Raw genomic sequence first — 20,921 nt, 5'->3', positions numbered from 1 at the left:
CGTCCGCAGACAAGCACCAGCTGTGTACCCGTGCGCGCGTGGCCCGCCCTGTGGAGGAACGGACGAGTAGCGTCGCGCGCATGGCCAACATCGTCACGCAGATCGCAGACAAGGTACGCCCGATCGGCGTCTCCACGAACTACGGAGACCCCGTCGAGGTCGGCGACCAGACCCTCATCCCGGTGTCCCTCGGCTGGTTCGGCTTCGGGGGCGGCGGGGACGACGAGAACGGCGGCGGCGGTGGCGGCGGCGCGTCGATCCCGGTCGGCGCGTACATCCGTCGCCCCGGCAAGGACCTCGAGTTCGAGCCGAACCTCATCTCGCTCGTCGCGGTGAGCATCCCGCTCGTCTGGGTGACCGGCACCGTGCTCCGCAAACTGGTGCGCGTCCTGAAGAAGTAGCGACACACCGGACGGGAGGCCCGTGGCGGACCCGCCACGGGCCTCCCGTCCGATGTGTGGTCGCGACCCGTCACGTGGTCGCGACCACGTCTAGACTGCTGGGACACACACGGGAGTCCGGGACCGCCGGGCTGAGAGGGAGCGAGTGGCGCTCCGACCGTCGAACCTGATCCGGATCATGCCGGCGCAGGGAGGAGTCCAGCACCATGTCTTCTGGCACGTCATCAACCGTCCACACCGCCCCGCGGCGATCGCTGCGCTGGCGGGTCGTCGACATCGTCGTCGCGAGCGTGCTCGCGGTGGCACTCGGCGTCGTCTTCCGGCTGTGGGAGTTCGGCTACGAACCCATCAGCGCCGTCATGGACCTCGTCCTCCCGGGAACGAAGGCCCTGTTCGGCGGCATGTGGTTGCTCGCCGGGCCGCTCGTCGCGATCGTCGTCCGCAAGCCCGGCGCCGCGCTCTACGGCGAGATGGTCGCCGCGTCCGTCGAGGCACTGTTCGGCACGCAGTGGGGGTGGCTGACGCTCGAGGCCGGACTGGTCCAGGGACTCGGCGCCGAGATCGTCCTCGCACTCTTCCTGTACCGCGTGTACCGGCTGCCGGTCGTCGTCCTGGCGGGTGCCGCAGCCGGCCTCGCGCTCGGCATCAACGACACCGTGCTTTGGTACCCGGGTCTCGACGCCGCGTTCAAGGTCGTCTACGTCGTGTGCGCGATCGTGTCCGGTGCCGTCATCGCGGGTGCCGGCTCGTGGCTGGTCGTCCGCGCGCTCGCACGCACCGGCGTGCTGTCCTCGTTCGCGGCCGGCCGGGAGCACAGCCGGCGTCGGCCGCGCGAACTGGTGTGACGGTGTCCGCTCCGTCGTCGACGTCCCCGGACGTCGTCGGCGTGCGCGCCGCGCGCATCGCGTTCCGCGACTGGGGATGGCGTTACCCCGAACGTGCCGAGTGGGCCGTCCGCGGCGTGGACCTGACCGTCGAGCCGGGGGAGCGGGTCGCGATCGTCGGGCCGTCCGGCTCCGGCAAGTCGACGCTGCTCCGGGCAGTGGCCGCCGTGCTGCCCGACGAACCCGACCCCACCGACGACACCGCTGCTTCCGTGCAGGGTTCGGTCCTGGTCGACGGTGCCGACCCCCGCGCGGTCCGCGGGCGTGTCGGCCTCGTCATGCAGGACCCCGAGGCGCACACCGTGATGTCGCGGATCGGCGACGACGTGGCCTTCGGGTGCGAGAACCTCGGCGTCCCGCGCGACGAGACCTGGACACGGGTGGGGTCGGCGCTTGCGGTCGTCGGGCTCGACCTGCCCCTCGACCGTTCGACCGCGATGCTCTCCGGCGGCCAGCGGCAACGACTGGCGCTCGCCGGGGTGCTCGCGATGCGTCCGGGAGCCCTCGTGCTCGACGAACCCTGCGCGAACCTCGACCCGGCCGGCGTGGCCCAGGTGCACGACGCCGTCCGCGCACTGCTCGACGAGACGGGGGCGACCCTGCTCGTGGTGGAGCACCGGATCGGCACCTGGCTCGACCTGGTCGACCGCCTCGTGCTGCTCGAGCCCGGCGGCGGGGTCGTCGCGGACGGCGCGCCTGCCGAGGTGCTCGCCCGCCACGGCGCCGCGCTCACCGCGGCCGGGGTGTGGGTGCCCGGCGCCGAGCCGGAGCGTGGCGCGGCCCGCGGGCGGCCTGCTGCGGCTGCGGCTGCGCGAACGGGCGAAATGCCCGGGTCGGCTGCCGAGGGGACCGCGGCATTTCGCCCGCTCGGCGAGGGGGCGGGCACGGGAGCGGGCGCGCTGCTCGAAGCGCGGGACCTCGGGACCGGCCGGGGCAAGCGACAGCGGGTGGGAAGCGGGATCGACCTCGAACTCCGAGCCGGGCAGGTCCTGGCGATCACGGGGCCGAACGGGATCGGCAAGTCGACGCTCGGCCTCACGCTCGCGGGGCTCCTGCCTCCGGTCGCGGGGGAGCTCGCGGCCACGACGGACCTCGCCGCAGGCCTCGACGCGGCGCCGCACACGTGGTCGAGCCGCGAACTCGCCGCCCGCATCGGCACCGTCTTCCAGGACCCCGAGCACCAGTTCGTCGCCGGCTCCGTCCGCGAGGAGGTCGAGGCCGGCCCACGCGCGATCGGTGCTCCGGACGCCGCTGGCCGGGCGGACGTGCTCCTCGGCGAGTTCGGCCTCGCCCACCTCGCCGAAGCCAACCCGTTCACGCTGTCCGGCGGCGAGCAGCGACGGCTCGCCATCGCCGCGGTGGTCGCCGCGCGGCCGCCGGTCGTCGTGCTCGACGAACCGACCTCCGGGCAGGACCGGTCCACCTGGGACGCCGTCGTCCGGCACCTCGGAGCACTCGCCGACGCCGGCACCACCGTCGTCGCCGTCACGCACGACCGCGACCTGATCCGGGCGCTCGACGCTGACGAGGTCGTGCTCGCGGCGGACGGCGCCCGGCGCGTGGAAGGCAACCAAGGGCGCGTGGAACGCGACCAGGGGGGTGCGACGGCGACCACCCCGGAGACGGTGCCGACGACGGCGGGCCGAGCCGCGCCTCCAGGCCGAACCGACCGAGCCGACCGAGCCGCCGTCCAACCGGTGGCCTCGCTCGTCGGCGTCCTCGCGCTCGGCGTGTGCCTCGTGCTGAGCCTGGACGTCGTGTCCGCAGCCGTCGCCCTCGCGGTCGAGCTCGCCCTGCTGCCCCTCCTGCGGCTGCCGGTGCGGACCCTGCTGCTGCGGGTGTCACCGGTCCTGGTGGCCGTGCCGCTCACGGCGGTGAGCATCGCGCTGTACGGGCGACCCTCCGGACGGGAGTGGTTCGACTTCGGCTTCGCCCACGTCACCGACGGGTCGCTGACGCTCGCCCTGGCGACGGCGCTCCGCGTGCTCGCGGTGGGGCTGCCCGCGGTCGCGTTGTTTCTCCGCGTCGACCCCACCGACCTGGCCGACGGGCTCGCGCAGGTGCTGCGGTTACCGGCGCGGTTCGTGCTCGGGGCCCTCGCGGCCATCCGGATGATGACGCTGCTGGTGGACGACTGGCGGCAGCTCGCGATGGCGCGGCGTGCGCGGGGTCTTGCCGACACCGGACGGCTGCGGCGCGGGGCGTCGCTGGCGTTCGCGCTGCTGGTCCTGGCGCTGCGACGGGCGACGACGTTGGCGGTGGCGATGGAGTCGCGCGGGTTCGGGGCTCCCGGGCGACGCACGTGGGCCCGGGGCGCCCGGTTCGCGTGGCCGGAGTGGGCGATGGTCGCGGTGCTCGTCGGGATCGGTGTCGCGTCGATCGCGGTCGCCGTGGCAGCGGGGACCTGGCGTGCCTGAGCCGGCGCACCCGGTGGACCCGGTGGACCCGTCGGACCCGTCGGACGCGGTGGACGGCGGGGGCCTCGCCGCAGGCATCGCTGCGGCCGCGGCCGGTGCCGCGGCGGCATCGGGCGGGCGCCTCGTGGTCCTCGTCGACGGCCGCTCCGGCACCGGCAAGACGACCCTCGGCGCCCAGCTCGCGCAGCTGCTGGGGGCGCAGGTCGTGCACCTCGACGACGTCTACCCGGGGTGGGACGGACTCCGCGCGGCGGCCGACGCCGTGGCCCGCGACGTGCTCGGGCCTCCCGGCGGGTACCGCCGTTGGGACTGGGTGGCCGACGGCCCGGCGGAGTGGACCGCGGTCGACCCCGACCTGCCGATCGTGATCGAGGGCTGCGGGGCGGTGTCCCGGGCGTCGGTGCCGCTGGCCTCGTTGGCAGTGTGGCTCGAGGCCGACGACGCAGTCCGCTGGGACCGGGCGATCGGCCGCGACGGCGACACCTTCGCGCGCGAGTGGGACCGGTGGGCGGCGCAGGAGCAGGACTTCATCGCCGCCGAGGATCCGGCGTCCCTGGCCGACGTGGTGCTGCGGACGTAGCGGGTCGCCGCGAGTCTCGGGCTGGCCGCGCCGAGTCTCGCGCTGGCCGCGCCGAGTCTCGGGCTGCGCGACAGTTCACGGACGTCCGAGCGCGAGAACTGTCGCTCACCGCGAGACTCGGCCCCGCGCGCCGCCCCGCGCAGCAGCACCGCCCCGCGCGCCGCCCCGCGCAGCAGCGCCGCCCCGCGCAGCAGCACCGCCCCGCACGCCGCCCCGCGCAGCAGCGCGGCCCCGCGCCCGCGCGACCGGATCCACCGCGAACACCGCCGCCACGATGGTCAGCACCGCGTACACCCCGAGGTACCCGCACAGGATCCACGGCGAGCCCCCACCGAGCTCCACGAACACCGCAGCGAGCAGCGGCGTCAGCCCGACGGAGAAGATCGACCCGATCTGGTACCCGAGCGACATCCCCGAGTACCGCCGACCGGTCGGGAACTGCTCCGCGAACCAGGCTGCCTGAGGCCCGTAGATGCTGTCGTGGAAGACGCACATCCCGATCAGCGCCACGAGCGGCAGCAGCACGAGCGGCCCGGCGTCGAGGAACGCGAAGAACGGCCAGATGAGCACGGCGATGCCGACGGCCGACCAGATCGTGAGCACGCGGCGTCCCACCCGGTCGGACAGCCACCCCCAGAACGGCGTCGACACGAGCGACACCGCCGAGATGACGAGCACCGCCTGCAGCCCGGCGTCCGAACCCGACGGCCCCCGTACGGCTGCGAGGTAGGTCAGCGAGTACGTCGTCAGGATCGAGTACAGCGCGGGCTGCACCAGGCGCAGCCCGGCGGTCACCAGGATCGCGCGCGGGTGGTGTCGGATCGCCTGCCAGACCGGGAACCGCTCGACCCCGCCGGAGGCCCGCAGCTCCTGGAACACCGGAGCGTCCTGCACGCCGAGCCGGATCACCAGGCCGACGGCCACGATCACCGCGGAGAACAGGAACGGCAGCCGCCAGCCCCAGGCCAGGAACACCTCGTTGCCGAGCAGGGACCGCACCAGGGTGAACACGCCGGTCGCGAGCAGCATCCCGCCCGCCGACCCCATCTGCGTGAACGCCCCGAACAGCCCGCGGTGCCGTTCGGGTGCGTGCTCGACGGACAGCAGCGCGGACCCGCCCCACTCGGCGCCGGCGGCGACGCCCTGCAGCAGCCGCAGGAACACCAGCGCAACGACGGCACCGACGCCGATGGTCGCCGCCGACGGCACGACCCCGATCAGGGTCGACGCGATGCCCATCAGCACCAGGGACGCGACGAGCAGCTTCTTCCGTCCGATGCGGTCGCCCAGGTGTCCGGCGATCACCCCGCCGAGCGGCCGCGCGACGAAGCCGACCCCGTAGGTCGCGAACGACGCGATCACGCCGATCGCCGGCGTCACCGACGGGAAGAACGTGGGCGCGAACACCAGGGCGGACGCCGTCGCGTACAGGTAGAAGTCGTAGTACTCGACCGTCGTGCCCACGAACGAGGCGAGGGCGACGCGACGGCGGGTCGCGCCCGTCGTCGGTTCGGCACGGCGGACGGGAGGCGCGGCAGCAGTGGTCGGGGTCGGCATGCCTCAGCAGCATGGTCGGCTCCGACGTCCGGTGGAACCAGCCGCGTAACGCGGTGTCACCTCACTGCCCCTCGTGACGGCACCACGGGGAACATGGGGTGCATGAGCGATGCACCGAACCGACCGCTGCGCTTCGCGGCCTTCGTCATGAACACGACGTCGCACATCCAGCACGGCCTCTGGCGGCACCCGGACGCCCGTCAGGCCGACTTCGACGACGTCACGCTCTGGACCGACCTGGCGAAGACCCTCGAGCGCGGCAAGTTCGACGCGATGTTCTTCGCCGACGTCGTCGGGACCTACGGACCGGGACGCGGCGACTACTCGACCAACCTGCGCGAGGGGCTGCAGATCCCCTCGAACGACCCCTCGGTGCTGCTCTCCGCGCTCGCCGTGTCGACCGAGCACCTGGGCCTGGCGTTCACGTCGAGCGTCATCCAGTCGCACCCGTTCGACTTCGCCCGCAAGGTCTCCACCCTCGACCACATCACCCGGGGCCGGATCGGCTGGAACGTCGTCACGAGCGCCCTCGACAGCGCCGCCCGGAACTTCGGCGCCGACCGGCTCGAGGAGCACGACGAGCGCTACGTCTGGGCCGAGGAGTACCTCGAGGTCTGCGCGAAGCTCTGGGAGGGCTCGTGGGAGGACGGCGCCGTTCTGAAGGACCCGGTGCGTGGCTACGCCGACCCCGACAAGGTGCACCGCATCGACCACCACGGGAAGCGCTACGACGTGCAGGGGCCGCACCTGAGCGCGCCGAGCCCGCAGCGGACGCCGGTGCTGTTCCAGGCCGGCTCTTCGCCGGCCGGTCGGGCCTTCGCGGCACGGAACGCCGAGGCTCAGTTCATCCTGACCTCGAACCGCGACGCCACCGAGCAGCTCATCCGCGAGACCCGCGACCTCGCCCAGGCCGCGGGGCGTCGGCGGGAGGACATCGCGTTCTTCCTCGGGCTGACCTTCGTCACCGGGTCCACCGAGGCCGAGGCGAAGGCGAAGGAAGCGGAGATCGACGAGTACCTGGCCGCCGACGGCTTCCTGGTGCACTCGAACCTCGGCTTCGACCCGGACACCGGCGAGGCCCTCGACCCGGACACCCCGCTGTCCGAGGTCCGCACCCACGCCGGGCAGTCGCACCTGCAGTGGCTCCGCGAGGCCGCCGGCGACCGCGAACCCACGATCGCCGACCTCGCCCGCCTGTCCGCCAAGCTCCGTGCCCGGGTCGTCGGCACGCCTGACCAGATCGCCGACGAACTCGCCGACTGGCAGCGCGTCGGCGTCGACGGGGTGAACGTCATCAACTGGACGCTGCCCGGCTCGTACGAGGAGTTCGTCGACCACATCGCGCCCACCCTGCAGGAGCGTGGGCTGATGCAGTCCGAGTACCGCGAGGGCACCCTGCGCGAGAAGCTCTTCGGGCACACGCAGCTGCCGGACTCGCACCCCGCCCGGCAGTGGCGCGGCGCGTTCACGGGCGGCGCGAGCGGTGTGTCGGAGGCGGCACGTGCCGTGGAGGTGACCGCATGACGGACGCGACGACGACCGACGGACGGGTGACGGGCCTCCCGGCCGATCGTCTGGCGACCCTGCGCGAACGCTTCGCACCCGTGTTCGCGACCATCCGCGAGGGCGCGGTCGAGCGTGAGCTCGCCTCCGGCACCCCCGGCGACCGGCCGTTGCCGCACGCCGAGGTCCGCGCACTCGCCGACGCCGGGTTCGGCCGGCTGCGCGTGCCCGAGGACCGCGGCGGGTTCGGCGCGACGCTGGTCGAACTCGTGCACCTGGTGGCGGACCTGGCGGCCGCGGACTCGAACATCGCGCACCTGTGGCGAGGGCACTTCGGGTACACCGAACTCGTGCTGCTGCGGCCATCGTCGGCCGGACGGGACGAGTGGCTCCAGCGCATCGTCGACGGGGCGATCGTGGGGAACGCGACCTCGGAGCGGACCGGCACGACCCTGGCCGACATCTCGACGACGGTGACGCCTGTTGGTGATTCCCTCCGTCTCGACGGGCGGAAGTTCTACTCGACCGGCACGCTCTACGCCGACTGGATCTACCTGGCCGCGGACCGCTCGGGCGACCGCGTGACGTTCGCCGTTCCGGTCGACGCGCCAGGTGTGACGAGCGTCGACGACTGGGACGGGTTCGGCCAGCGGCTGACCGCATCCGGCACCACCGTGTTCGAGGGGGTGCCCGTCGACCCCGCCGTGGTGTCGGCGTACAAGGACGCGCCGCTGTCGCACATCCAGGCCTTCTTCCAGCTGTACCTGTTGGCCGTGCTGGCCGGGATCGGACAGGCGGTGTCCGACGATGCGGTCGCCTTCGTGCGGCCGCGGACCCGGACGTACATCCACGCGAACGCGGCGACTCCGGGGGAGGACCCGCAGGTCCTGGCGGTCATCGGTCGGTTGTCCGCCGGGGCGTTCACCGCCCGGTCGCTCGTCGTCGCGGCCGCGGGGCTGCTCGACCAGGTCGTCGCGACGAACGAGCCCGGGGTCGGGGTCGACCGCGTACTGCTGGACGCCGCCGAGAACGCGGTCTACCAGGCGCAGGTCGAGATCGGGCCGCGGGTGCTGCGGTCGTGCTCCGAGCTGTTCGAGGTCGGCGGGGCGTCCGCGGCCGACCGGACGCGCGCGCTGGACCGGCACTGGCGGAACGCCCGCGTCGTGGCGTCGCACAACCCGGCGGTCTACAAGGAGCGGCTCGTGGGGGAGTACGCACTGCACGGGCGGGGGCCGGTGGACGCGTGGGAGAAGTACCACGAGGTGGGGCCGACGCGGTTCTGAGGCGGCGGCGGCTGCTGCGGCTGCGGGCGCGGCCGCGGCCGCGGCCGCGGGTATTCGCGGTGAGCGACAGTTCTCGCGCTCGTGGGCCCGAGGAATGTCGCTGAGCCCGAAACTCGCGCCGGTCGGGCGCCTACGCCCAGCCGAGCTCGTGCAGGCGCTCGTCGTCGATGCCGTAGAAGTGCCCGATCTCGTGCACGAGGGTGGTGTGCACCTCGTCCTTGAGCTCCTCGACGGTGTCGCACTCGGCCAGGTGCTGCTTGCGGAACACCACGATGCGGTCGGGCAGTTCGCCGAAGCCGTACTGCCCGCGCTCGGTCGCCGCGATGCCGTCGTACACGCCGAAGAGCTCTTCGCCGTTCTCCGGTTCGTCCTCGACCACGAACACCACGTTGTCGAGCCCGTCGACCATCTCGTCGGGGAGCAGGTCGAGTTCGTCGGTCACGAGCTGCTCGAAGTCGTCGGCGGACATCTCCATCACGCAGGGATCGTCCCACACCGCCCTGACCACTCGCGGCGAAGCCGCACGGCGCCGGAGGCGTCCAGACAAACACAGAGGGAGAGCCCCGGTTGCGTCACACGCAACAGAACTCTCCCTCGACTGGGGTGAATAACGGGTCTCGAACCCGCGACCTCCTAGACCACAACCAGGCGCTCTACCAACTGAGCTATATCCACCATGCACACACCGGCGGACCGGCGCGACCACTCAATAGTAGTACATGCTGCGGGCGGTGCCGACCACCCGTGTCGTCACTCGGCCGCAGGCTGGGTCAGGCGCGGTTCCCACTTCTCGACGACCTCGGCCTGGACGGCACGCACCTCGTCGGTGGTCGGCCCCGGCTCGGCGACGAAGCCCGCGCGGCGGTAGTACTCGAGCTCGCGGATCGACTCGAGGATGTCCGCGAGGGCCCGGTGCCCGCCGTGCTTCTCCGGCGAGTTGAAGTACACGCGCGGGAACCAGCGGCGGCAGAGCTCCTTGATGCTCGACACGTCGACGCTGCGGTAGTGCAGGTGGCCGTCGACGCGGGGCATGTACTTGGACAGGAACGCACGGTCGGTGCCGATGGTGTTGCCGGCCAGGGGAGCGGTGCCCTCGGCGGGGACGTGCTCGAGGATGTACTCGAGCACCTGGTACTCGGCGTCCGCCAGGCTGACGCCGTTCGGGATCTCCTCGATGAGTCCCGACGTGACGTGCATGTTCGTCACGAACTCGTTCATGTTGTCGAGCGCGGACTGGTCCGGCTTGATCACGATGTCGAATCCGGGGTGCACGGGCTCGAGGTCGAAGTCGGTGATGACCACGGCCACCTCGACGAGTTCGTCGACCTCGAGGTCGAGGCCGGTCATCTCGCAGTCGATCCAGACGAGGCGGTCATTCGCGGTTGCCATGTGCACGATCCTATTCCCGGCCCGCGGGCGCCCCGTGCGCAGGTGGTGCGCGGCCGGTGCGCGGTCGCGTCCGCGGCTGGTGCGCGCTGGTGCGCGGTCGCGTCCCCGAACCCGCGAGCGGGCGAAATGCCCGGGCCGCGTCGAGAGGCACCCTGGTGTTTCGCCCGCTCGCGGGCGCGGCCGTGCCGGAGGCGCGTGGGGCGGTGGTGGTGACGGCCTGGAGGCCCGATGGCGGTCCGCCGGGCGCGTGTCGGGCCTCCCGGCTGGTCGCGTCCAGCGCGCGCACCGCGAGCGGGCGAAATGCCGGGGTTGCGCGGCGGGGTGGCGGGGTATTTCGCCCGCTCGGCGAGACGCTCGGGAGGGGGCTGCGCTCCGGCCACTCCGCGCTTCCGCGAGCGGGCGGAATGCCACGGCCACGGCGGGAGGCACCCGGGCATTTCGCCCGCTCGCGGAGGCGGAGGCGGAGGCGGAGGCGGAGGCGGAGGGGCGTGGTGGTGACTGCCTGGAGGCCCGGTGGCGGTCCGACGGACTGGCGCCGCGCCTCCAGGCTGGTCGCGCCCAGTGCGCATCGCGCGAGCGGGCGAAATGCCCGGGTCGCGTTTCAGGGGGCCCAGACATTTCGCCCGCTCGCGGCCAGCTGGGCGGACGACGGAGGGCGGACGTGCGTGCGCCCAGTGCGCAGAGCGCGAGCGGGCGAAATACCCGGGCCGCGTCTCGAGACACCCGGGTGTTTCGCCCGCTCGCGCAAGAGGCGGCGGGGCGGGGGAGGTGTGCGGCTAGGACATCTCGCCGGCGCCGATGGCCTCGGCCTCGACGCGCTCCGGCTCGGCACCGTCGTCCACGCGGCGCAGGACCTTCGTGGTGCAGAGGATCACGATGAACGCGACGGCGACGGACGCTCCGGCGAAGACGTAGGCGGCCGAGGGTGCGTACGCGTCGGCGAGCAGGGTCGCGACGGGCGGGGCGATGGCGCCGCCGATGAAGCGGACGGCCGAGTAGGCGCTCGAGGCGACCGAGCGGGGCAGGTCCGTGGCCTCCATGACGCACTCCGTGAGCACCGTGTTCAGCACACCGAGCACGAGTCCACCGATGATGACGCAGATGATGAGGCCGACCTGCGAGTCCACGACGACGGCCGCGGCGAAGAGGTCGAGTGCCAGCAGGGGCAGCGCGATCTTCAGCACCGTCGTCCTGCGGAGACGGGCGGTGAGCATCGGGGCGACCCAGACGGAGGTGATCGCGAGACCGAGCCCCCAGCCGAAGAACGTGAAGCCGATGCCGAGCGCACCGAAGCCGAGCGGGAACGGCGTGTAGGCGAGCAGGACGAAGAAGCCGATGTTGTAGAAGAGCGCGGTCGCGGCGAGTGCGGCGAGCGCGGGACGGCCGAGGGCACGGAACGGCGCCGAGAGCTTCGTGGGCGTGGGCTTCTCGAGGCTGCCGGTCTTGAGGAGCGCCACGATCGCGATGAACGCGACGGCCATCAGCGTGGTGACGCCGAAGAACGGGCCGCGCCAGCTGACCGACCCGAGCAGGCCGCCGACGAGCGGGCCGACGGCGATGCCGAGGCCGAGCGCTGCCTCGTACAGGATGATCGCCGAGGCGGTCCCGCCCGACGCTGCACCGACGATGGTCGCCAGGGCGGTGGAGATGAAGAGCGCGTTGCCGAGGCCCCAGCCGGCACGGAAGTCGATGATGCTCCACACGCTGTTCGACGTCGCGGCGAGGACCGAGAACAGGACGATGAGCGCCAGACCGATGAGCAGGGTGCGCTTCGCGCCGATGCGGCTCGAGACCCAGCTCGTGAAGAACATCGCGACGCCGGTGACGGCCAGGTAGCTCGTGAAGAGCAGTTCGGTCTGCGCCGGGGTCGCCTTGAGCGATCCAGCGATCGCGGGGAGGATCGGGTCGACGAGGCCGATGCCCATGAAGGCGACGACGCAGGCGAAGGCGATCGCCCAGACCGCTGAGGACTGCTTGAGGATGGAGCCGGACTGGCCGGCAGGTGCGTGGGCGTTCACGCGGTGGTCTCCGTTCTGGTGGTGGTGCGCTGGGCGATCAGGACGGACGCGTGGTGCAGCACGTCCCAGTCGTCGTCGGTGAGGTCGGCGAACAACGGGCCGACCGTGTCGGTGAGCGTGGCGCGCCAGGCGGTGAGCCGGGCGCGGCCCGCGTCGGTGATCTCGATGAGCTGGCCGCGGGAGTCGTCGGGGTCGACGCTCCGCGTGACCAGGCCGTCGGCGAGCATGCCCGTGACGAGCCGGGTCATCGTGGGTTGCGCCACGCGCGAGGCGGCCGCCAGCTCACCGAGCCGGAGCGGCTCGTCGGACTCGAGGATGCCGAGCGTGCGCCAGACCGCGGCCGACGTGGTGTTGCCCGTCGACTGCGCGGCGCTGCGGATCAGGCGGTTGACGGAGACGAGGAGCGTCTCGATCGTCTGCGCACGCGTTGTTTCCATAGCTGAACTATATAGCGATGCTATGCATTGCGCAACAGGCCGCACCAGGCCGCAACAGGCACCGCCTGGTAGAAGGGATGCATGAGCGACATCACCATCCACGAAGGCGACGAGTACACCGCGATCTTCCACGGCGGACCCTTCGACGGCACGACCGACACCCGCACCGCGACGAGCGACGCGCTGGACGACGAGGTCACGGTGTTCGCCGACGTCGAGGGCCTGCAGACGGCCTTCACCTACCGCGCCACCAAGTCCCGTCAGGTCCTCGACCAGACCTCGGTCGAGTTCACGTACGAGCCGGGGGAGTCCGACCCGGTGGACGACCTCGCCGACCGCGGCGACCGCAGCGGCGAGTTCGACCGGGAGTAGAACCCCGCGCCGCCGCGTTGCACGGTCACATGCAGCTCGACCTCTGGACGTCCGCCTTCTGTGCGCCGTGCGCCGCCGCCCGCCGGGTGTCGGCCGAGGCGTCGGCGCTCGTCCCCGGGCTCGCCGTGACCGAACGCGACGTGGCGTCGTACCCCGACGACGCAGAGGACCTCGGCATCCGTTCCACGCCCACGATCATCGTGCGGCGGGAGGACGGGGCCGAGGTCTTCCGTTCACCCGGGGTCCCCACCCGCGACCAGCTCCTGCTGGCGATCGCCAAGGCCCTCTGACCCGGCGTTCGCCGCGCCGCCGGCGGCCGCCACGCGCTCGCCGCCCGCGGCCCGTTGGGAAGTCGGCGCCGCCACCACGACCGGCTCCGGCGGGTCGACCAGCGCCCTGGCCTTCCGCGCCAGCCGCTTCGTCGTCCGGATCGGCGCCCCGATCACGAGCGCGAGCCAGCCCAGCGCCGAGCGGTCCGATCCGCCCAGGGCGTTCTTCCGCTCCCAGGCCCGGCGCAGCACCCCGCCTCGGCTGCGGCGTGCGGGTTCCCGGTCGACGAGCGTCCCGGCGTCCCGCCGCGCCATGAGCTCGGTGAGCCGGCGCTGCCAGTCGTCGTCCGAGGCCGGGTGGAAGTAGTTGTCCTGCATCCAGCTCGGTCGGACCGTGCCGAACCGGCCGTCCACCAGGTCGACAGAGTCGCCCTCGAGGCCGCTCGACACGAACACCTCGTTGATGAGGTGGCGGCCGATGCCGAAGTCTGTCAACGTCAGCGCGGGCACACCACGTGCGGCCGCTTCGAGCACCGCCGTCGAGCTGATCGTCACGAGGGCCACCGCACGGTCGAGGTGTTCGGCCATCGGCCCGCTCTCGACCACCAGGTTCGCCGGTGTGTCGGCCGGCACGAGGTCTGGGTAGGGGTGTTCCTCGCGGTGTGTCTGGTGTTCGCCGGCGGCCGCGCGGGTCTTGATCACGACGCGCCACTCCGGGTGCTGCCGTGCGGTCGCGACGAGCCACTGCACGACGAGGGCCCGGTCGACGCGCTCCAGCGGGACGCTCGGCTGGGCAGCGAAGACGACGGCGTCGCGGACGTGTGCGCCGGGCGCATCGGGCGCGCCCGTGCTGGCGCTGGCAGTCGCGCCCGTGCTGGCGCTGGCGCTCGCGCTCCGGGCGAAGGGCAGGGTGGCGAGCGCGAAGTGCGGCTCGACACCGCCCTCGATGGCCATCTCCTCGTACGCCCGCACCTCGCGGTGGCTGTGCAGCACGAACAGGTCGGCCCGCGCACGGAAGAAGATGCCCTTCCACTTCGCCGGGAACGAGATGCCCGGCAGGCCGGACACCAGCACCGGCCGGTCCGGGATCCGGCGGTGCACCTCGTCGATGACGAGTTCGGCGACCGGGCCGATCAGGGACACGAGGACGGCGTCGGGCGGATCGACGCGGAGCTCCTCGACGACGGCATCGACGTCCTTCGGCGTCGGCGGAGCCGTCCGCAGGTGCGCGAGTCGTGCGTCGAGCCCGCGGAACGCCGAGCGCAGCTGCTTCGCGCTGGCTGAACGCGGCGTCGCGACGGTCCGCAGGTCGAGGTCCCAGCCGGCCGGCGCCGCCGCGAGCAGGTGGGCGCCCCACTTGGCGAACGAGTCGGTGTCGACCAGGGCGACCACCCGTCGACCGCGGGGTGACGGGCCGGACGGGAGGCGCGCCTCCCGTCTGACGGTCGACGCACCCCCGTCAGCCGGCACGTCCAGGGCGCCGGTCTCGTTGACCGGGCCGCTCACGTGCCCTCTGCTCACGTGGTCTCTGCTCACGTGGTCTCCGCTCACGCGCCGACGCGGCGCAGCTTCGCGAGCGGCGCCCGCTCGCCGGCGGTCGGATGGGGACTGCATCCGCTCACGCGCCGACGCGGCGCAGCTTCGCGAGCGGCGCCCGCTCGCCGGGGAAGATCCTCTTCACCCCGTCACCGAGCGCGGTCTCGATGATCCGGATGTCCCGCGCCAGGGTCTTCAGGCCGTGCGGCTCGAGCGAGGCCGCGTGGTCCGAGCCCCACATCGTGCGGTCGAGCGTGATGTGCCGTTCGACCGCGGTGGCGCCGAGGGCGACGGCGGCGATCGAGATCTGCAGGCCCGGCTCGTGGCCGGAGTACCCGACGGGCACGCCCGAGTAGCGGTGCGCGAGGGTGTCGATCATGCGCAGGTTCGCTTCCTCGGCGGGGAGCGGGTACGTCGACGTGGCGTGCATGAGCACGAGGCGGTCGGTTCCGAGGGCGTCGACGGCGGCGTCGATCTGCTCGAGCGTCGACATGCCCGTCGACAGGATGACGGGCTTGCCGGTCGCGGCGACGGCCGCGAGCATCCCGAGGTCGGTCACCGACGCCGAGGCGATCTTGTACGCGACGACGTTGAGGTCCTCGAGGAAGTCCACCGACGGCTCGTCCCAGGGCGAGGCGAACCAGTCCAGGCCGCGCAGCGTCGCGTGGTCGCCGATCTCGATGTACTGGTCGCGGTCGAACTCGACGCGGTAGCGGTACTCCAGGTAGGTCATCTCGCCCCACGGGGTGCTGCGGGGCGTGTTCTTCATGTGCTCGGGCGTGGAGATGGCCGGGGTGCGCTTCTGGAACTTGACGGCCTGCAGTCCGGCGTCGGCGGCGACGTCGATGAGCTGCTTGGCGATGTCGACGTCACCGTTGTGGTTGAGGCCGATCTCGCCGATGAGGTACGCGGGGTGGCCCGCGCCGATCGTGGACGTGCCGATGGTGACGGTCATGGTGCTCCGTTCAGTGCGGGGGGCTGCCCGCGTCAGGGATGGGTCGTGGTCCGGGATCTGGGGAGCGACGGCGTCGGCCGTGGCGTGGGCTGTGGCTTCGGCCGTGGCTTCGGCCGTGATCAGGTCGGTCTCGTCGTCGATGTCGATCGCGCCGGCGGGGTCGACGGCGATGAGTTCGACGCGGCCGTGGAAGCGGTGCCGGTGCTGCCGGAAGCCGTCGGTCCGCATGACGTACGAGGCGCCGGTCTCGCGGTACTCGGCCGCGCGGTCCTGGCGACGCGGACGGGTGGCCGCGTCGTGGTTCACGGCGACGGCGGAACCGTCGTCGGAGACCCGCCACAGGAACGCGTGCGACGGCGCTGCGGCGAACACGACGTCGGCGTGCCCCTCCGCGACGCGCCGGATCGCCGTGTCGAGATCGTCCGGGTCGATGAACGGCGAGGTCGCCTGCAGGAACACCAGGATCTCGGGCAGCGCATCGCCGGCGGCCTCGAGTTCGTCGAGCACGTGGAGCAGCGCGGACTCCGACGATGCCTGGTCGCCCGCGAGGTCGGCCGGCCGTCGGACCACGTCGGCACCGGCGGCGCGGGCCTCGGCGGCGATCGCGTCACCGTCGGTCGTGACGACCACGGCGTCGATCAGTGCTGCGCTGCGTGCCGACTCCACGGCCCGACGGACGAGCGACCGACCTCCGACCGTCCGGAGGTTCTTGCCCGGGATGCCCTTCGAGCCGGCGCGTGCGGGGACGACGGCGAGGACGGTGGCAGAGGAGTGCATCTCCCGGACGGTACGAAGCGCGGGTGTCCCGGAGGCGAACTGCGGGCAGACGACGGCCGAACCGTTCCGGAACCGCTCGAGCGGCGGGTCCCGGTTAGAATCGACGTCGCTCGCCTCCGTAGCTCAGTGGATAGAGCAGGTGGTTTCTACCCACCGTGCCGCGGGTTCGATTCCTGCCGGGGGCACGACGCGAACGGGCCGCCATCCGATCGGATGGCGGCCCGTTGCTCGTTCGTGGGGGTGTCGGACGCTGCGTGCTGCGTGCTGCGTGCTGCGTGCTGGGTGTCCGTGCCCGTTACTCGTCGTCGTCCGCGGCGCGGCGACGGAGTTCGGAGGCGCTGATCGGCTGCGTGTACGGCGCCTCGGACGTCTCGCTCGCGTCAGTGGGCTCCGCCGGGGCCTGGGTGATGCGGGTCGGGATCGACGTCGTGTTCGTCGTGCCCGGCGTCTCGACCTTCGGAGCCGGAGCGGACGCCGGGGTCGTCGGTGCACCCGGGGTGGTCGGTGTCCCCGGGGTCGTCGGGACGTCGTTGGCGGGCGTCCGGTTGACGTGGGCGTCGGCCGAGGTGGGCGCCGGCGTCGCGACGGTGGACGACGCGGGACGGTTGGTGCCGCGGGCCGGGGTCACCCGATCGGTGTCGCCGAAGGCCTTGGTGACGGCGTCGTCGTCGACCACCTCGGTGTCGTCGGTGCCGCGGCTCGGGGTGGAGCGTGCGGGGGACGTGGGTGTGCCGAGCGCCGGGCGCACGGGCGGTGCGGCGTCGTCACCGTAGACGCGGGTGGTGTTCTCGCCGTAGGAGCGGGTGGCGTTGGCGTCCGACCCACCGCGGTTCACCGAGAACCCGGGTCCTGCAGCGGGAGCGGACGCCGACCCGGCTGCGGCAGCGGGGGCGCCACCGGCGGGGACCGACCCGGCGTTGGCCGGGGCCGACGGCGCGGAGGCGGGCGTGCCTCCTGGACGCTGTGCCGGACGCAGGGACGTCGTCGTCGGCGTCGGGCGCTCGACGGGAGCGGCCTGAGCGGGCGCTGCCGGGGTCTGCGGTCGGGCGGCGCCGTTCTGGTCGGCGTTCCAGTCCTGCTGGCGCTTGATCAGGTCGGCATCCGGGTCGGGGGACTCGAACTTCCAGCGCTCGAGGTCGGCCTTGAAGAGCTTGCGAGCGCGGCCCGGACGGGCCTGCCACTCGAGCAGGCGGTCGCGGAACTCCGCGAGCGACTGGTCGGCCTGGAAGCTGAAGGTCGACGAGTTCTTCTTGATGTCGGCGATCTCGTGCTGTGCCCAGTTGGCGGCGAGGGGCGCACCCTGCACGGGGAGCAGCCGGAGCCGGATGTCGGCATCCTCTGCCAGGTGGTCCGCGTAGCCGCGTTCGTCGTGCCCGAGCGAACCCCAAGCAGCGGCCTTGCGCGCCGCGGAGATGATCGCCGCGACGGCGGCGTTCTTCGACTCGCGCTCCTGCAGGGCGACGACCCGTTTGGTCGCACCCCGTCCGATGAGCGCCGCGATCACGCCGGCGACGACGATGGCGACGAAGGGGATCACGGCACCCGAGATCACCCGCCACCCGTCGTCGGACGAAGTCCAGTCGGTCAGGTCGTTCCACCAGTCCATGCGCGCACCATACTCACGAAACGGTCAGGCCCCGGGGAGGACGAACGGCGTTCCGCGCATCCGACCCGAGATGATTCCAATCTGGAACATCATGACCAACGGAGGCAGTCCACGGCGTCGTCGGCGGACCACACGTTCGGCAGCTCGACGAACCGACGCTCGGTGGCGACGTAGCGACGGGCGCGGTAGGCGGTGTCACCGGCGACGTCGATGCGGTCGACGTAGCCGACGATCTCGCCGTTGGCGCGGGTCACGCGGCTCAGGTCATCGCGGACGTCGAGGATGCGGTAGTCGCCGCGCGACCGGGAGATCGGGACGGTGCGGATCCGCAGTGCGGGTTCGGTCGTGGTCTGCATCGTGGCCTCCTGGTCGGTGTGGTCTCGACGCTACGGGCCACCACCGACACGCCGGGGCTCTGCCGACGCATCGTGGACGGCGGGACGGGCGGTGCGCGCTGTGGAGGAGATGTCCCCTGCTCGGCCCCGCCGGATGTCGGCGAGGTAGGTTGTCGCCATGACCACGTTCGTGCTCGCAGGTGGGTGTTTCTGGTGTCTCGATGCCGTGTACCGCACGCTCCAGGGCGTGCAGAACGTGGAGTCCGGCTACATCGGCGGTCGGGTGGAGAACCCGTCGTACGAGTTGGTGTGCACGGGCTCGACCGGTCACGCCGAGGCCGTCGCGGTCACCTTCGACGAGACGGTGATCCCGGCCGAGGTCATCCTCGACGTCTTCTTCACGCTGCACGACCCGCGGCAGCTGAACCGGCAGGGCGCTGACGTCGGCACGCAGTACCGCTCGGCGATGTTCCCGGCGGACGACGCGCAGCGCGCGCTCTTCGAGCAGGCGATCCAGCGCGCATCCGACATCTGGGACGGCGGGATCGTCACCACGATCGAGCCGCTCACGACGTTCTACGCGGCGGAGGAGTACCACCAGGACTTCTTCGCGAAGAACCCCGGTCAGGGCTACTGCCTCGCAGTGGCGCTGCCGAAGGTGAACAAGGTCCGCAAGGCCTACAGTCAGTACATCCTGGCGTCCTGATCCTCGGGCGTCGGGGCCACGAGGAGGTGGTCGAACGATGACGAACAACACCGGGACCTGGGTCGCGATCGGTCCGGCGGGTGCGGTGGGCAGCATCCACCGTGCCGCGGACGGCTTCCAGGTCGAGCTCTACGGACGAGGGCGCGCCGGCGGGCTCTACCCGTCGCTCGAGTCGGCGAAGGGCGCGGTCCACGCTGCGCTCGGCCCGCTCGCGGCGCGGCCCGAGTTCCGAGCGCACTAGCGGTCCAGGGCCGGACAGGAGGCCCGGGGGACTCGTCCTCCACAGGTCGCCTGATCGGGTCCACTCGCCACAGATCGAGCCCGGGGCTGCTTCCGCAGCCCCGGGCTCGATGACGATCGACGCATGAACGACATCATCACCGTCTGCGGAATCGTCGCCACGGAACCCCGTCACCTCGTCACCGAGACCGGCATCGCCATCACGAGCCTCCGGCTCGCCTCACCGTCACGTCGATGGGACCGGGCCAGCGCGGCCTGGGTCAACGGTGCGACCAACTGGTACACCGTCACCGCGTTCCGCTCCCTCGCGTCGAACGTGTTCAAGTCCCTGAAGAAGGGCGACCGTATCGTCGTCTCCGGCCGCGTCCGGATCCGCACCTGGGAGCGCGACGGCCGGGGCGGTACGTCGGTCGAGATCGACGCCGACGGCATCGGGCACGACCTGGCGTGGGGCATCAGCAACTGGGTCCGGGTGCCGCGGCAGGTGAACGACACGACGTCGGGGCACGGCGGGGTGCGGGGCGTCGATCCCCGGACCGGCGAGGTGCACGGCGGCGGGCTGGGCGCTGCTCCTGCGCTCGACGGTCCGCGGCACGAGCACGACACCGAGCACGAGCACGAGGCCGAGGCTGGTGCCGGGGCCCACCGCGAGGACGAGGACGCACCCGGGACCGACCACGGGACCGGGGCCGGGATCGACGACGGACTCGACGAAGCCGACCCGGTCGGGCCGTCGGAGCGCATGCTCGAACAGGACGGTGCCGCGTTCGACCCCGAGTCGCCGGATGACGACGGACCCCTCGCCCGGGTCGCCGCGTGAGTCCGGTCAGTCCCGCCGGACGGTCACCACTTCTGCGCGATCATCGCGATGCCGGACACCTGCTCGGTGTCCCAGTTCCCACCGCGCGGCAGCCCGGCGACCCGGCCGTCGATCTTGAAGGTCGCGCCCTGGATCCTCGGCTTGTTCGTCTGCGTCGCCTTCAGCCCGCGGAACGAGAAGCTCGTGTTCCACGTGCCGTTCAGGCCGGTCTGGCCCTTCCGGTCGCCGACGGTGATGCGCGTGTTCTGCACGGTCGAGTGCACGACGTCGCCGTTGAGTCGGGCGTTCGCTTCGGCGTTGAAGAACAGCCGGCCGTCCAGGTTGAGCTTGAGGGTGCCGATCGTCTTGTGGTTCACGATCATCGTCGCGACGTCGTTCTTGTACCAGCGCATCCCGATCGGCGTGAGCTTGTTCGTCGCCGGACCGAGGTAGCCGTAGGTGAACTTGCCGTTCTGCACGCGCTCCCAGATGTAGCGCGGCTTGCCCTTGCTCTCGGGGGACCCCTTGTCCGACTGGATGCCGAAGGAGTAGGCGTTGTTGTGGGCGTCGTGGACGTTGATGTACGACGAGTAGCCCGTGCCGGACCCGTTGGCGCTGATGCTCGCCGTGTAGAGCAGGTACGGGTTGCCCTTCGGGACGGCACCGGCGGCCGATGCCGGCGCGGCCGGTGCGACGAGGGCGACGGTGAGCGCGATCGCTCCGACGAAGGGAAGCGCGAGTCGGCGCAGTCGTGTGGCGTGCCTGGTCATGGTTGTCATCCCGTCCGTGATCCTGGATCGGTCCGCGTCGTGGTGAGCGACGGGCCCCGAGGTGGTTGGCGAGGACAACCTACGTCG

At 72.1% G+C, this 20,921-nt stretch carries 21 protein-coding genes, 2 tRNA genes, 1 pseudogene and 1 riboswitch; of the genes and pseudogenes, 12 read left to right on the top strand and 12 right to left on the bottom strand.

The annotated features are described in order from the left end of the window. Window positions 1-80: 80 nt before the first annotated feature. The 4 genes from EDF28_RS15445 (at window position 81) to EDF28_RS15430 (ending at window position 4,282) form a co-directional block, all read left to right on the top strand. Window positions 81-401, top strand: coding sequence for a hypothetical protein (locus EDF28_RS15445; protein ID WP_111086838.1), 321 nt, complete (start codon window positions 81-83; stop codon window positions 399-401). A gap of 99 nt (window positions 402-500) precedes the next feature. After that, window positions 501-612: riboswitch (TPP riboswitch) on the top strand. Beyond that, the gene (locus EDF28_RS15440) at window positions 608-1,246 is read left to right on the top strand and encodes an ECF transporter S component (protein WP_123938898.1); all 639 of its coding nucleotides are present in this window, start codon (window positions 608-610) and stop codon (window positions 1,244-1,246) included. Its footprint overlaps the riboswitch before it by 5 nt. 2 nt (window positions 1,247-1,248) lie before the next feature. Next, window positions 1,249-3,702 (top strand): ATP-binding cassette domain-containing protein, encoded by a 2,454-nt coding sequence (locus EDF28_RS15435; RefSeq protein ID WP_221182572.1) that lies wholly within the window; start codon window positions 1,249-1,251, stop codon window positions 3,700-3,702. Next, the gene (locus EDF28_RS15430) at window positions 3,695-4,282 is read left to right on the top strand and encodes an ATP-binding protein (protein WP_260155045.1); all 588 of its coding nucleotides are present in this window, start codon (window positions 3,695-3,697) and stop codon (window positions 4,280-4,282) included. The genes EDF28_RS15435 and EDF28_RS15430 overlap by 8 nt, the downstream gene beginning before the upstream one ends. A 105-nt stretch (window positions 4,283-4,387) precedes the next feature. On the opposite strand, the gene EDF28_RS15425 is transcribed toward EDF28_RS15430, so the two are convergent. After that, window positions 4,388-5,839 carry an MFS transporter gene (locus tag EDF28_RS15425; protein WP_123938896.1) on the bottom strand — a complete coding sequence of 484 codons (1,452 nt, stop codon included), beginning with the start codon at window positions 5,837-5,839 and terminating at the stop codon, window positions 4,388-4,390. Between the two features lie 102 nt (window positions 5,840-5,941). Here EDF28_RS15425 and EDF28_RS15420 point away from each other — a divergent pair, with 102 nt between their 5' ends. Together EDF28_RS15420 and EDF28_RS15415 are read left to right on the top strand one after the other, a co-directional pair. Further along, window positions 5,942-7,363 (top strand): LLM class flavin-dependent oxidoreductase, encoded by a 1,422-nt coding sequence (locus EDF28_RS15420; protein WP_123938895.1) that lies wholly within the window; start codon window positions 5,942-5,944, stop codon window positions 7,361-7,363. Continuing rightward, the gene (locus EDF28_RS15415; RefSeq protein WP_123938894.1) at window positions 7,360-8,625 is read left to right on the top strand and encodes an acyl-CoA dehydrogenase family protein; all 1,266 of its coding nucleotides are present in this window, start codon (window positions 7,360-7,362) and stop codon (window positions 8,623-8,625) included. Before EDF28_RS15420 ends, EDF28_RS15415 begins: the two co-directional genes overlap by 4 nt. A gap of 130 nt (window positions 8,626-8,755) precedes the next feature. On the opposite strand, the gene EDF28_RS15410 is transcribed toward EDF28_RS15415, so the two are convergent. The 5 genes from EDF28_RS15410 to EDF28_RS15390 form a co-directional block, all read right to left on the bottom strand. Next, a complete protein-coding gene (locus EDF28_RS15410) occupies window positions 8,756-9,100 on the bottom strand; it encodes a metallopeptidase family protein (RefSeq protein WP_123341128.1) in 345 nt (114 codons plus the stop codon). 124 nt (window positions 9,101-9,224) lie between these two features. After that, window positions 9,225-9,300: transfer RNA gene (locus EDF28_RS15405), tRNA-His, on the bottom strand. 75 nt (window positions 9,301-9,375) lie between these two features. Further along, window positions 9,376-10,014, bottom strand: coding sequence for an oligoribonuclease (gene orn / locus EDF28_RS15400; protein ID WP_123938892.1), 639 nt, complete (start codon window positions 10,012-10,014; stop codon window positions 9,376-9,378). Window positions 10,015-10,790: 776 nt separating this feature from the next. Continuing rightward, complete coding sequence (locus tag EDF28_RS15395; protein ID WP_123938891.1) at window positions 10,791-12,032, bottom strand: MFS transporter; 1,242 nt, start codon at window positions 12,030-12,032, stop codon at window positions 10,791-10,793. Next, window positions 12,029-12,469, bottom strand: coding sequence for a MarR family winged helix-turn-helix transcriptional regulator (locus EDF28_RS15390; RefSeq protein WP_123294015.1), 441 nt, complete (start codon window positions 12,467-12,469; stop codon window positions 12,029-12,031). Before EDF28_RS15390 ends, EDF28_RS15395 begins: the two co-directional genes overlap by 4 nt. Window positions 12,470-12,550: 81 nt before the next feature. On the opposite strand from EDF28_RS15390, the gene EDF28_RS15385 reads away from it, so the two are divergent. Both EDF28_RS15385 and EDF28_RS15380 read left to right on the top strand, forming a co-directional pair. Then, window positions 12,551-12,841 carry an oligoribonuclease gene (locus tag EDF28_RS15385; RefSeq protein WP_111086801.1) on the top strand — a complete coding sequence of 97 codons (291 nt, stop codon included), beginning with the start codon at window positions 12,551-12,553 and terminating at the stop codon, window positions 12,839-12,841. Between the two features lie 29 nt (window positions 12,842-12,870). Further along, window positions 12,871-13,131 carry a thioredoxin family protein gene (locus EDF28_RS15380; RefSeq protein ID WP_123313641.1) on the top strand — a complete coding sequence of 87 codons (261 nt, stop codon included), beginning with the start codon at window positions 12,871-12,873 and terminating at the stop codon, window positions 13,129-13,131. Here EDF28_RS15380 and EDF28_RS15375 read toward each other — a convergent pair. From EDF28_RS15375 to EDF28_RS19430, 3 genes and pseudogenes are all read right to left on the bottom strand, one after another. Beyond that, window positions 13,075-14,616 carry a DUF6716 putative glycosyltransferase gene (locus EDF28_RS15375; protein WP_123938890.1) on the bottom strand — a complete coding sequence of 514 codons (1,542 nt, stop codon included), beginning with the start codon at window positions 14,614-14,616 and terminating at the stop codon, window positions 13,075-13,077. The genes EDF28_RS15380 and EDF28_RS15375 overlap by 57 nt on opposite strands. A gap of 112 nt (window positions 14,617-14,728) precedes the next feature. Then, window positions 14,729-15,601, bottom strand: coding sequence for an N-acetylneuraminate synthase family protein (locus tag EDF28_RS19435; RefSeq protein WP_123294011.1), 873 nt, complete (start codon window positions 15,599-15,601; stop codon window positions 14,729-14,731). A gap of 234 nt (window positions 15,602-15,835) precedes the next feature. Next, window positions 15,836-16,378: pseudogene (locus tag EDF28_RS19430) on the bottom strand (cytidylyltransferase domain-containing protein); the annotation flags it as partial. Window positions 16,379-16,490: 112 nt separating this feature from the next. Between EDF28_RS19430 and EDF28_RS15365 the strand changes: the two are divergent. Further along, a tRNA-Arg gene (locus tag EDF28_RS15365) sits at window positions 16,491-16,563 on the top strand. A 110-nt stretch (window positions 16,564-16,673) separates the two neighbouring features. On the opposite strand, the gene EDF28_RS15360 is transcribed toward EDF28_RS15365, so the two are convergent. Together EDF28_RS15360 and EDF28_RS15355 are read right to left on the bottom strand one after the other, a co-directional pair. Further along, window positions 16,674-17,984, bottom strand: a complete 1,311-nt coding sequence (locus tag EDF28_RS15360; protein WP_123938888.1) for a hypothetical protein — start codon at window positions 17,982-17,984, stop codon at window positions 16,674-16,676. Window positions 17,985-18,073: 89 nt separating this feature from the next. Continuing rightward, on the bottom strand, window positions 18,074-18,340 hold the full coding sequence (locus EDF28_RS15355) for a hypothetical protein (RefSeq protein ID WP_123938887.1): 267 nt from the start codon (window positions 18,338-18,340) through the stop codon (window positions 18,074-18,076). 157 nt (window positions 18,341-18,497) lie between these two features. On the opposite strand from EDF28_RS15355, the gene msrA reads away from it, so the two are divergent. The 3 genes from msrA (at window position 18,498) to EDF28_RS15340 (ending at window position 20,085) form a co-directional block, all read left to right on the top strand. Beyond that, complete coding sequence (gene msrA / locus EDF28_RS15350) at window positions 18,498-19,025, top strand: peptide-methionine (S)-S-oxide reductase MsrA (protein WP_123938886.1); 528 nt, start codon at window positions 18,498-18,500, stop codon at window positions 19,023-19,025. 37 nt (window positions 19,026-19,062) lie between these two features. Then, window positions 19,063-19,266, top strand: coding sequence for a methyltransferase (locus EDF28_RS15345; RefSeq protein WP_123294006.1), 204 nt, complete (start codon window positions 19,063-19,065; stop codon window positions 19,264-19,266). Between the two features lie 123 nt (window positions 19,267-19,389). Further along, on the top strand, window positions 19,390-20,085 hold the full coding sequence (locus tag EDF28_RS15340) for a single-stranded DNA-binding protein (RefSeq protein ID WP_123938885.1): 696 nt from the start codon (window positions 19,390-19,392) through the stop codon (window positions 20,083-20,085). 23 nt (window positions 20,086-20,108) lie between these two features. Here the strand turns inward: EDF28_RS15340 and EDF28_RS15335 are convergent, their stop codons facing one another. Beyond that, on the bottom strand, window positions 20,109-20,834 hold the full coding sequence (locus tag EDF28_RS15335) for a hypothetical protein (protein ID WP_123938884.1): 726 nt from the start codon (window positions 20,832-20,834) through the stop codon (window positions 20,109-20,111). Between the last annotated feature and the right edge of the window lie 87 nt (window positions 20,835-20,921).

This window comes from Curtobacterium sp. PhB137, from assembly GCF_003814955.1.
Lineage (GTDB): Bacteria > Actinomycetota > Actinomycetes > Actinomycetales > Microbacteriaceae > Curtobacterium.
Note: the sequence above shows the minus strand (reverse complement) of the source record. Positions and strands in the feature narration are given on the sequence as shown.